Consider the following 12,303-nt stretch of genomic DNA (forward strand, 5'->3'; position numbering starts at 1 on the left):
TTAAATTCTGCATTAAATGTTCGACGTTCTCTTTTAGTCATCGTAGATTCTCCTCGAGTATAATATCTGTAGTCTACTTGACCTTAATTTTCCTGTCTAGTTTAGTGTAGCCGATTCATAGTTAAAAGTTATAATGTGATGTAGCTATGAAATAAAGTTGTTTCGTTTTGAAATAAGATCAATGCTTTTAATACTTTGTTTCTAAAGGGGTGTTTTTATATTGAAAGGCAAGGTTTATCTGATTTGATAGGTCGATTAATGGACAGTTGAGTAAAAATAAAGTTATTCCACTAAAGGCCTGATTGTGGAAGAATAGTCCAAGAAATTTATTGGTCATTCATTAAAAGTTGTTTTGGATTAATTGGAGTGAACCGTATCACAAGTGATGGTAAACAGAAAAATCGAGATAAATATTGAGATGAGTAAGCTTAAAAAGCTAGTTGAAATTAGAAATAAAAAATGATGAATTTTTTTAGGGGTTTCGCTCCTTAACATTTCACAATGACTTCTTTCGAATAACGATTGCTTTGTTGGAATGTGCTTGGCACATACATATAGAGAAAATAGGAAAAAATTCTACTCTTATTCCAGATTCCTTTCATTGTCCATCGTGTCGTGCTCCTTCCAATTATTTGTACGTAAATAACGGAAAGAACGGAATACTTGTGTAAGCTTAATAAAAGTTAATTAATAGGTTATAATTTGATGGTGCAAATTGTCACTTCCTATCTAAGGTAGTTGTGTGTGATAACCTCAATTATCCTTAGATTTCAGGGAGGCAATTTTTTTGCTTATAAAGCCCTCAACAATAAGATTCTATAACTTATCTCTTATAAAAGTTTTGACAATACGAGAATGATAATGGGAGGGAGAATATGAATAGAAGGAAAGATATTTTAGATGCTTGGATTACTATAGAGCAGCTGTCTGAAGGTTCTATTAAAAAGAGCGACAAATCACTAAAGCCTTTACGCACAGAAGAGGAGGACTGGAAACATTTTTTTTCAGACTTCTTAACTAAACAAAAAGAACAACAAAATGTATCCGATGATTTTTTTAAGAAGTCGGGTTTAGTTTTATATTTTGATATTTTCAACTTTCAAGAAGTTGTTGAGATCTTGAGGGAGAAATACAATATTTCTAAAACATACGAAGAAGTTAGCAACTCAGACAAGTTTACCTTTTCTTTATATTTTGATAACCAATTAAATTTTATAGCAGACAGATTTTTCTATACGGTGAGTGGTTATATTCACCAACATGGTGATTTTCCGAAAGATTTCTTAAAAGTTGAAAACTCATTTAGAGACGATTTGAATAGGAAATTTGATGAAGATTTTAATACTACAATTTCTGAACTATTACATAAGTATAATGTTTCAACAGAAAACTTTCGCTATGCATTTGTGAAAAACTTGGATAATGGAGATGTGAATCTTCATTCCTTCTTTATTGAAGATTTGAACAGAGCAAAGACAATCACTAATGAAAATTTAAATCGATATTTTAAGGGTTTTTCTGGGAAAAGAAAAAATCTAGATGGCAACAAAGAGTCAATTCATTTTAATTCCCAAATTTTCGAGGAATTAATTTTACAACCTAAATATTATCCGTTGGGGCGTTTCCCAAGTAATCCTGATTATGCACTTTCATTCATGCAGCAGGCTTCAGTAAATCTAGCTTTAAATGATGAAAATGATATTCGGAGTGTCAATGGGCCGCCGGGCACAGGGAAAACAACACTGTTGAAAGATATTTTTGCTGATTTAGTAGTACAACAGGCAGCAGAAATTTCACAGCTTTCTGATAAGAGTATTAAAGGTAGTCTAATTTATTGGCAAAGTGCTAAACTTGGCGTTTTACCGCATTCCATTTCTGATAAAAATATTATTGTAGCAAGTTCAAACAATGGTGCAGTCCAAAACATTGTTAAGGAGCTGCCAAAGAAAGAAAAGGTTGCTGACGATTTTCAAAAGCAACTCGCGGAAGTGGACTATTTTAAAGATATTTCTAACTCAAAATTAACCGGTGAAGGTTTCGGAAAGAAACGTGAGATTAACAGTGAGATTTTAAATGAGGAAAATTGGGGTACATTCTCGTTAGAAGGAGGAGCATCAACAAATATTAGCAAGTTACTTTTAAACATTGAATTCATTGAAAATGAGCTAGAAGAAAATTATCAAGCGAATACAGATGTATATCCAGAATTCTCACGTCTATATGATGAATTAAAAATAGAAAGAGAAAAAATTCAAAACTATAGCGAGAAAAAGTATTTTCTTCAAAAATTAAAAGCTAAACATAAGAAGCAATCCATTGCTTTTGAACAAGAAGAAAAGAAGAAACGAACAAATTTAATTTCTCAAGAAACAGAGTTAAAGCGTGAACTTGAAAGACTGAAACAAGAAAGTGTACATATGCAAAAAGGTTTATCGAGCGTTTCCATTGAAATAAAAAATGTAACGGATGTACAAGCTCAAGCTGAAAGGAATTATGATGTAGTTACTTCACAGAAGCCGAGTTTATTATGGCTTCAGAAAATATTTAACAAATCAAGAGTAGAGCAGTATTTCAAAAATCTCAATAATATAAATGATCATTTAAATCATATTTCTCAACAAAAAACTAAATGGTTAAATGACCGCAAGCAGCTCGAAAAAGGGGTAAAGGAAAATGCTGCAAAAAGTGAGTATTTTCAAAAGCAAATTCAGGATACAAAAGCTGACTTCGACCGATGGATGGCTGCTCAACAAAAAAATTTCAAGAAATTAAAACAAGAAATTGCGGAATTGGAACAACTCAAATCTCAAAGAGGCATTAAGGAGCTGGATTTTTCACTTTCCTATAATGACCTCCAAAAGTCCAATCCATGGTTTACAAAGAGGTTCCGGGTTTTACAATCAGAGTTATTTATCGCAGCCTTAAAAGTTAGAAAGCAATTCCTGTATGAAAACAGAAAAAGTTTAAAAGCTGCCAGGATTATTTGGAGTAAACAGACTGAATATATTGCAAAAGAGAATGGAGATCAGTTAATTTCAGAATCATGGCAGTGGCTGAATTTCACCATCCCTGTTGTCAGCACTACTTTTGCTAGTTTCGGTAGAATGTTTAAAAATCTTAATGAAAATTCAATAGGCAATCTTTTCATAGATGAGGCTGGCCAAGCACTGCCTCAAGCTAGTGTGGGTGCAATCTTTAGAAGTAAAAAAGTGATGGTTGTGGGGGATCCATCACAAATAAAACCAGTAGTAACGTTAGATTCAAATGTTCTGGCCTTGATCGGCAGAAATTACAAGGTTGATGAAAAATTTGTCTCTGCTGATGCGTCTACTCAAACCATTGTGGATGCCGCAAGTCAGTATGGTTTCAAAAAGAAGGATGATGAATGGATTGGTATACCGCTTTGGGTCCATAGGCGTTCGAACTATCCGATGTTTACGATTGCAAATGAAATTTCATATAATGGGTTAATGGTACAAGGTAAGTCAGAAGAAGAGTCAAAAGGAATATCACAATGGTATCATTCAACCGGTAAAGCAAATGACAAATTTGTTAAAGAACAAGCTGACTTACTGAAAAATCTAATTGATCAACGTTTACAGGAAAATCCAGATTTAGCGGATGATATTTATGTTATATCACCATTTAAAAATGTGGCTTATCAACTTGCTCGAGTTTTAGATGAAATTAACTTTACGAAACGAGAAAATGGAAAAGTGTCGAATGTTGGAACGGTACATACTTTTCAAGGGAAAGAAGCAAAAATTGTCTATTTTGTTCTTGGAGCTGACTCTAATAGCAGTGGTGCAGCAAGGTGGGCTGTTTCTGAACCAAATATGATGAATGTTGCAGCTACAAGAGCAAAAGAAGAGTTTTATATAATTGGCAATAAGAAATTGTATGGATCACTTGGCAGCGAAGTGGCGAATAAAACGATTTCGATCATTGACGACTATAATAGGTAATCAAATGAATAGATAATGTATTGAATTTGCAAATCAACCCTGGTGAACCGTACCACAAGTGATGGTAAACTATAAATATGAGGTTACAATTAATATTAATAAAATTAATGATTATAAAAATAATTTAAGACAATCTTAGTTTAGTTTACACATTAAGGCAGGTCAATTTAAATGACTTGTCCTTTTTTGTATACTTGATTATTAATAATACCAATAAACAGGAGATAGAGGGATTTAAAATGGATTTAGGGAATTTTCTTTATAATTTTATACGTGCCAAAGAACCATTAGAAATTATTATGCAATGGGAAATTTACAATGATATTACGAAAGATTATAAGTTAATTGCTACATCTGAAAAATATCATAAGGATATTGTCTATCCAGAGGGTCTTGGAAGTATTCTGAATCAAAAAAATACTGATTTCGTTTCATACTTTATGTCTGAAAAAATTTTCTTCCTAGACAATAGTATCTTACAAATGATGTTGCAAAATTCAAATGTACATATTCCTTATGACTATTCAATAATGTTAGACACAAATTATACTAGTTATATTGAAACGTTTTTAAAGAAGTTTAATGCCTCTGAATTTACTGAGGGAAGTATTTATAAAACACTAGATAGTTTATTAAGGAATAACTTTAACTATGATTATACTTTTTACTTATTAGAAAACTATAAGAACTTATTTTCCTCTGGAAAAGAAATGTTTACAATATCTAATCAAAAGCATCTTGCAGTATATGAAAATTTATATCATCTGGAATTATTTAAAAGTATTAACCAACAAAGTTATATTAATGGTAATGAAATAGAATTTATGATTAGTGAAAATGAAGCTAAGCAAAGAACAGATGAGTTAATTAATATCTTTTTTAAAACTAATAATAAAGATAAGCTTAAAGTATTTATTGATATGCATCAAAACATCACCTTACTTTTAATCGGTATTTGGCAAATACAGTTTAGTAGTAAAGCAAGTGCTAAGAATAAAATGAAAATGGTATTTGAATTTGTAATTAATAAGGTAGGTATATATTACGAGAGAGAATTAATCACTGCTTTTAAGTATTTTGAAAATACTCAGTCTGTCGGAATGCTGAATAAAATTAATAAGGGTGGAAATCAGGAAGGATTATTAGAAAGGATTGAAAATATAGCTTGGGATTTTTTGGTGCCAAGAGTTATGGAATTTCAAATAAATATAAATAAAGAGAAATCCTTTTTTATACCTCTGTTCTTATCTCATGATAAAAAATTAAAAGAATTAATTAGGCTCTTTAAAATTAAAGGAGTGTTATTAAACAAAGAAAATAAGGAGTATATACCGATTTCAGATCTAAATACTACTCAGTTTTTTGAAGAAAGAGGATTATTAGATAGCCTAGAAAGGTTAAAGTCCGAGGAAGTAATGGCAAAAAGAGCTAGGGTTAGGGAGGAAAATATAGATACTAATTTCGAAATTATCAATACAGAAATAGAGAAGTTGACTCAACTACTAGATGGCAATAAAGAAAAATAAAAATAACAAATTTAATCTGATTCTAAAAGGGAAAGGACAAACGTTCTTGCTCTTTTTTTTGATTTAACATATTTGACTTAGAAAATCGTTCCTTTCGTCTAAGGATATTAAATTTTGCTTTTGCAAGAAAATGTTTGGGGAAATTGCCAAATAAATACTTTATTAATGATAAAATGTAAATAAATTATCCAATTTGTCAAAGATTGTAGATTTTACTTAATAGAAATAGAGGTATTATGTGAATTTAGATATTTCATGAATAATATCTGCTTAGAGTTCTTACACAAATCTAAATAAGGGAGTATTGATATGGGAAATACAGACGTTCCTGCTAGTCTAGCAGGCTATTTTTATCAATTATTACTTGCTTGTAAAGAGTTAGTTATATTAATAAATAATCATGAAGATACTAGTAATTATGTAGCTATCGAAAAAGGTTCAGATATTAAGGTATTTACTAAAAATAATATTTGTATAGAAGCGAAATTTTACAGTGATACTTATTTTACAAGGAATCATAAGTCTATTAAGCACACAATTTATAATTTTTATAATGATTTTCTAGACCAAATAAAAGAGGGAAGCAACCCTAATGAATATATCTATAGAACAAATGTACCAGTGTCAAATACTGATAAACACTTTTTTGATTTATGGAATAATAAAACCATAACCAAATATGATGAATATATTAATTTTGTTAAAGAGTGTATTTTGAGCGATTCGATTAAAAGAAAACCATATAGTGAAGCTTTTAATGAATATAAAAAAAGGGCAAGTGTACAACCAAATAAAAAAGGAGATGTATCTTTTTCTATTTACTATAATGCCTTACTAGAAGATTTAAAGAAAGGAAAGGAAAATTATTCTGATTTTGCTGATGTTATAACTGACAAAGAAATTATCAATTTTATTGACTCTATAATATTTGAATTTGGAACAAAGAGTGTTACAAAACTTTATTCTATAAATGAAATCTATAATGATATAAACACTGAGCTTAAGCAACATGATTCAACATTGGGAGATGAAGATTGTGTAAGAATTAGGAATTGGTTTATTGAAAGGTTTTTTGAAACAATTTCTCATTCTATAAATAATGGTATATCAGTGAAGGATGCTTTACAAGGAGTCACGAATCATAAAAGTCTAAAAATAAAATATTTAGAAGACGAAAACTTTATCGAGTTTAAACAGGCAATTGATGAAAGTATAGATAGTTTTGGATTAAGAATAGAAAGAACTAACCATAAGGAAGAGTTGGATAATCTTTCAAATATTCTTATTAAGTTCAAAGAAAAATTTTGTAATGAAATTGAAAAGCAATCGGTAAAAGAAGTTGCAAGTAGGTATGTTTTAGGTTCATATGCTCGGTCTCCTCATCTAATTATGGACATGTTAAAGAAAATGAGTGTGGTTGTAAATTTTAGCGGGGATGAAATAAAAATAAACCTAGATATTAATGACTTAACAGGAATTAATAATATTGCATTAAATAATTCGAAACAGTTTACGCTTAAAGGAACAGGAAATAGTGACTTAAATGAATATGCGGATCTTCTAATTATGGAATTTATTAAAGATACTCAACATAAATTTCTAAGTAAAGTAGATGGTGAAGAAACTGTTGTCTTTGCAACTAAAAGTAGACCTTGTAAGTTTGCAAAAGAAGGTTTAAGTAACTTAATTATTAATAATGCTCAAGTTTTTAATAATGTAATGTATCAGCAATTATTCATGTCAATGGAATACAAATGTACAGAATGCTTGGAATTTGGTGAATGTGTAGAGGATACTAAAGCGTCTGTCCAACGCTTTTTAGTAGGAGGATGTCATGGAGGAACTTTTTAATACCTTAAAAATAAATTACAAAAAAGTGAAACTAAATGATGATATCACTTGTTATCTAACAAATGCAAACAAAGATAAAATTATAATGTGTGTTGAAGTTAACTCAATTGAAGAACTCACTACTATAAATAATTTTATCCCTCAAAACAGTAAGAAAATTGCAGAAATCCTTGATCATGATCGAGATAAAGAAGTAGTAGATAATAAAATACCTATCTCCAGATTTTTGTGGGATATGTATTTGGTAGGCTTTCACAAAATTACTGAGACGGGTCACTTTAATCCTATTAAAGTTTCTGATATTCAAAGAGACCGCTTTGTAGCCCGCAAAATCATAATAGAATATACAACAGATGAAGAATTACTAGAGGAATTTAGGAAGACTATATTTCCGCATACAGAACTAGACATGTGTTTGGGAAAAATTGAGAAAGTTAATAATGAGATGATTTCAGAAATTATTAAAGGCGTAAATATTAATGACAAACAACATATAGAAAGTGTAGATATTTTTGATTTTCTTGATGAGATTTCTAAAGCTTTAGAAAAAGGTGATTAAAATTGTTGATTAAAACAGTTAAAATAAAGAATTTTCGTGGATATGGAATCAATGCTGATGATAAAGAGGGCTTTTATGTTTTTAATTTTTTAGACAGTAATTTTGTTTTACTCAGTGGATACAATGGTTTTGGAAAAACATCTTTTTTTGAGGCAATTGAATGGTGTTTAACTGACAAAATAAGGCGATTAGAAAAGTTCGAGGAGACATATCATGCAAACGATCTCAAAAGAGCCCAATACCTTAAATTTCATAACAGTCTAGATAAACAGGAAAGAAAAATAGAAGTTGAGATTATTTTCGACAATAATATTAAAATTTGTAGAACAAGTTATAGTACATCTCACTTTGCTGGTAATGGAGATAATTATGATTCTGAATTGAAGGTTTTTGATGGAAATAATCAAATAGAAGATGTTACTAATGCAACAATTTTTAAGTTATTAATACCGGATATTGAAGATTTAGTATCTAAAATTAGTGAAGTTGAAAGTAAAAAAGAAATTAGAACATTAGAAGCTAAATATGCAAATACTTTTTTAAATACTAATATGTTGACTCAAGAAAATTTAAGTTTTTTTCTGAGGTCTACAGACCCAAATGAACGAAGAAGTATGTTTATGAAGTTGTTAAATTTAAGTGATATTGATTCTTTATATAGCAAAACAAGTTCAATGCGTAGGGGAAGAGGTATTTCAAATAAGAAAAGAGAAATAAGTGATAAATTAGTTGAGGTTTCGGAGTTCTTAGAAGGAATTAGCAGCTTTTTTAAATTGAAAAACCTTGGTAGTATCGAAGAGTATATTTCAACAATTAATAATAGAATTGAAAACTTTTTTAATTTTATTACTGAAAACGAGATTAAAATTGAGTCTTTTGACAAATTGTTTTCATTCTTACCGGTAACGTTAACAAACTATGCAGAGTTAATGATAGAAATTGAAAATAATAAAGATATGGTTGTTAAAAGTATAGATGAATTTCAAAAAAACAATTCAGAAGTAAGTATAATAAAAGATGAAATAAACAAACTTTTGTTACTTAAAAAAGGCTTAGATGTTCAAAAAAAGATAGAACAAAGTCAGTTATTAAAAGATGTTGATTATACGTATTTATTAAAAGAAGAGAAAGAACTTATTGGCAAATTTGATAGTATAAATAATAGAAGAGAAATCAATACAGAGAGAATAAATCAACTTTCTACCTTTCAAATCGACTTTTCAAAATATATGGGGACAATAGATAATGATAACTTACGAATAAAGGAAAATTTATGGGAATTACTTTTAAATTTAAAAGAATTAATCATAAAATTTGACCACTTCTTAGGTGAGACTCTTCCGGAAAATACTAGTCCTAAAATTAATCCTGAAGAGGTTGAGGGTATTTATAAATTAAGAACAAAATATGAGGATCTAGTTAAGCAACTCGAAGGTGTAGAAAAAGAATTAGCCATTTTAGAAGCTGAGTATAATACTAAATCTACCGTAAATGAACAAAACTTAGAAATGTTAAAACATGTAAGGGATTTTATAGTAGAAAACAGTAAAGATATTACAGAGTGCCCAGTATGTTTAAATTCAAGCTTTGAAAGTAAATCAAACGATGATTCAACTGCAAATCATATTTTATCTATAATTAATAGCTCAATATCGTCAGGTGATGATGAATTAAGGGAATTATCACAACGTATTACAAACTCAATGTTGTTGCGTACGGAAATAACTGAATCAATTGAGACTTATTTTATTTCTGTTATAAAAGAAAAATTACAAAATATATCAAATATATATATGCAGAATTTCGAAATAGTAAATGGACACTTAACAGTAGTAAATACTGAACTTGAATTAGAAGACGAGAAGTTTAAAAAGCAAGCAGCAATAATAAGTGAAGACAAGAATAGATATGAAGAATGCTATAAAGCAGTGTTCAAAACTGATCAAGTCCCAGATACAATTATACAGGAAGATATAATAAGTCAATTAGATATGATTAGTGAAGAAAAAGAAAACTGGTATATAAATAATAAAGACATATTGGGATTTAGTGTTATTCCTAATAAAGAAGAAATTGAACAAAAAGTTGCATTAATTCAACAAAGAGATGGAATTTCTCATTATTATCCTGACAATTTAGAAAACTTACAAAGTGAAATCGTTCAATTAATAAATCTGATAAAATTATATAAAGAGTCATTAAAGTATTTAGACGAGGTAATAGAAATCAAGCTAAACGATAATTACTTATCAAAATTGCAAAAGTACAAAGAATATAAACTAGAAGAAAAGGAGCTTAATAGCTCTCTTGAACAAATTGAAAAGTACGAAGATTCATTAAAAAAATTACATGAAAACCTTACTGAAGCACAGAAGAAAGCTGTACAAAATCAGTTAAGTAATCATCCAATAATTACTTGGATATATGAATCAATAAACCCTCATCCTTTCTATAATAAGTTAGTTATTACCACTGAAGAAAACGGAACTAACTTTAAAAATGGAGATTCAAGTGTTAATTTGGACCAGATATTTAGTTCTGCCCAACTAAATATATTAGCATTGAGTATCTTCCTAGGATTAGGACTATCACAAGAATACAGTAGTATAAAACAGCTTTTTCTAGATGACCCAATACAGAGCATGGACGATGTAAATATCTTAGCCTTTATTGATGTATTAAGAGCTATACTTGATTCGAATAGTAAGCATAAGAAGATTATTTTATCTACTCATGATGATAACTTTGCAAAATTGCTATCGATTAAAATGAGAAACCGTTCTTTTGTAGAATATAAGTTTAGTAGTTATGGAAATGAAGGCCCAATTATTGAGAGAATTACTAATTAATCTATTATTATAAATTCATACTTCTTGATGGTTATACCTTCAAGGAGTACTTAGGAATATGTAAAAAAATCAAGAACTCATGATGGTTATACCATCATGAGTTCTTTTAATATAAAAATGAATTTCTACCAATTTTCTTAGTCTACTTAAAAAACATTAATACTGCAATGGCAGAAGATGTATTTTCACATAATGATTTTCAATATATTTTAGGTTCTAATTTTGTTCAAAACCTATACGAATATCTACTTTAATGCCCCTCTTACTATTACAGTTTCAACTGTAACAGGGCAGGCGTTTGTTCAACTTGATAGATATATCGCTACTGATAATGTGGTGATATGTACGGCTAAACAACACTTAAGACCAACCACATTGTTTTATATTGCTACAGCTTTAAACAGTGAAAAATGGCGTTGGATGTATGGTAGACAATGTTATAAGAAAAAATTTGCTAAAACTATTATTCCTCTTCCTACCAAAAAAGATAAGATAGACGAAGATACAATTGAAAATATAGTCAAGTCTACTTGGGGATGGGAAATGATTGAGTCAAACATTAATAAAAATATAAGAAAATTAATTCATATGTCATGAAGGTATAACCATCAAGAGTATATTAGTCTAATAACTTCAGTAATAACCTAAGATTAAATATGAATCAAGAGCTCATGATGGTAAAACCGTCATGGGCTTTTATTATGAAAACGAAAACCCTAGGCTAGGCCTAGGGTTCTAAAAAGCTTTCAGCATGGTATTAAAAAAACTCTTCCGTGGTGCTAAAATATTTTTGGTTCCCCAACCAAAATATGAGCATACGGAGGAGTTTTTAATGTCCAAAGACAATAACAGTTTAGCACACACAACTTGGAATTGTAAGTATCACATAGTATTTGCCCCGAAATACAGAAGACAAGTAATTTATGGGAAAATTAAAAAGGATATTGGAGAAATACTACGTACCTTATGTGAAAGAAAAGGTGTGGAGATTATTGAAGCAACTGCGTGTAAAGATCATGTGCATATGCTAGTTAGCATCCCACCTAAGATAAGTGTGTCTTCATTTGTAGGGTATTTAAAGGGAAAAAGTAGTTTAATGATATTTGATCGTCACGCAAACTTGAAATATAGATATGGAAACCGTAAATTTTGGTGTACGGGTTATTATGTTGATACAGTTGGAAGAAACAAAAAGGTAATAGAAGAATATATAAGAAACCAGATACAAGATGATATAGTCGCAGAACAATTAAGTATGATGGAATACATTGATCCTTTCACGGGAGAAGAGGTAAAGAAAAAGAAACGAAAGTAAGAAGGAGGCCTTTCAGGTCTGGCCAGTAGAAGTAGTACGTATGGGGAACCTTTCAGTAGCCCTTTAGGGCTTGGTCAGTAACTAAGGCTTTCAGCCGCAGAGAAAACCACCCGTTATTATGTGGTGACCCCTAAAAGTTAGAGTTTTATATTAAGCGGCTAATTGGCTGGTATGGATACGGAATTGAACCGGACTCATGCCTGCCAATTTTTGCTTTATGCGCTTGTTATTATAATAG

8 protein-coding genes are annotated in these 12,303 nt (G+C 29.9%); 7 read left to right on the forward strand and 1 reads right to left on the reverse strand.

Annotated elements, in window-relative coordinates; genetic code table 11:
* The first annotated feature begins 875 nt into the window (after window positions 1-875).
* The 7 genes from LC095_RS26110 (at window position 876) to tnpA (ending at window position 12,065) form a co-directional block, all read left to right on the forward strand.
* Complete coding sequence (locus LC095_RS26110; RefSeq protein ID WP_226530835.1) at window positions 876-3,965, forward strand: AAA domain-containing protein; 3,090 nt, start codon at window positions 876-878, stop codon at window positions 3,963-3,965.
* 194 nt (window positions 3,966-4,159) lie between these two features.
* Window positions 4,160-5,491, forward strand: a complete 1,332-nt coding sequence (locus tag LC095_RS26115; protein WP_226530836.1) for a hypothetical protein — start codon at window positions 4,160-4,162, stop codon at window positions 5,489-5,491.
* A 309-nt stretch (window positions 5,492-5,800) separates the two neighbouring features.
* Window positions 5,801-7,342, forward strand: coding sequence for a hypothetical protein (locus LC095_RS26120; RefSeq protein ID WP_226530837.1), 1,542 nt, complete (start codon window positions 5,801-5,803; stop codon window positions 7,340-7,342).
* Window positions 7,326-7,901, forward strand: coding sequence for a hypothetical protein (locus tag LC095_RS26125; RefSeq protein ID WP_226530838.1), 576 nt, complete (start codon window positions 7,326-7,328; stop codon window positions 7,899-7,901). The genes LC095_RS26120 and LC095_RS26125 overlap by 17 nt, the downstream gene beginning before the upstream one ends.
* Window positions 7,902-7,906: 5 nt before the next feature.
* Window positions 7,907-10,750 carry an AAA family ATPase gene (locus LC095_RS26130; protein WP_226530839.1) on the forward strand — a complete coding sequence of 948 codons (2,844 nt, stop codon included), beginning with the start codon at window positions 7,907-7,909 and terminating at the stop codon, window positions 10,748-10,750.
* A 222-nt stretch (window positions 10,751-10,972) separates the two neighbouring features.
* A complete protein-coding gene (locus tag LC095_RS26135) occupies window positions 10,973-11,347 on the forward strand; it encodes a hypothetical protein (RefSeq protein WP_226530840.1) in 375 nt (124 codons plus the stop codon).
* Between the two features lie 235 nt (window positions 11,348-11,582).
* The gene (gene tnpA / locus LC095_RS26140; protein ID WP_095303625.1) at window positions 11,583-12,065 is read left to right on the forward strand and encodes an IS200/IS605 family transposase; all 483 of its coding nucleotides are present in this window, start codon (window positions 11,583-11,585) and stop codon (window positions 12,063-12,065) included.
* Between the two features lie 150 nt (window positions 12,066-12,215).
* Here tnpA and LC095_RS27350 read toward each other — a convergent pair.
* The coding region (locus LC095_RS27350; RefSeq protein WP_404810027.1) for an IS3 family transposase at window positions 12,216-12,303 on the reverse strand (88 nt) is incomplete at its 5' end.

It is taken from the genome of Metabacillus niabensis (genome assembly GCF_020524345.1).
GTDB lineage: Bacteria > Bacillota > Bacilli > Bacillales > Bacillaceae > Metabacillus > Metabacillus niabensis_B.

Excerpts from the sequence above, each read along its gene's own strand:
- LC095_RS26110 (WP_226530835.1), top strand. The coding sequence starts at position 876 with ATGAATAGAAGGAAAGATATTTTAGATGCTTGGATTACTATAGAGCAG.
- LC095_RS26120 (WP_226530837.1), top strand. The coding sequence starts at position 5,801 with ATGGGAAATACAGACGTTCCTGCTAGTCTAGCAGGCTATTTTTATCAA.
- LC095_RS26125 (WP_226530838.1), top strand. The coding sequence starts at position 7,326 with ATGGAGGAACTTTTTAATACCTTAAAAATAAATTACAAAAAAGTGAAA.
- tnpA (WP_095303625.1), top strand. The coding sequence starts at position 11,583 with ATGTCCAAAGACAATAACAGTTTAGCACACACAACTTGGAATTGTAAG.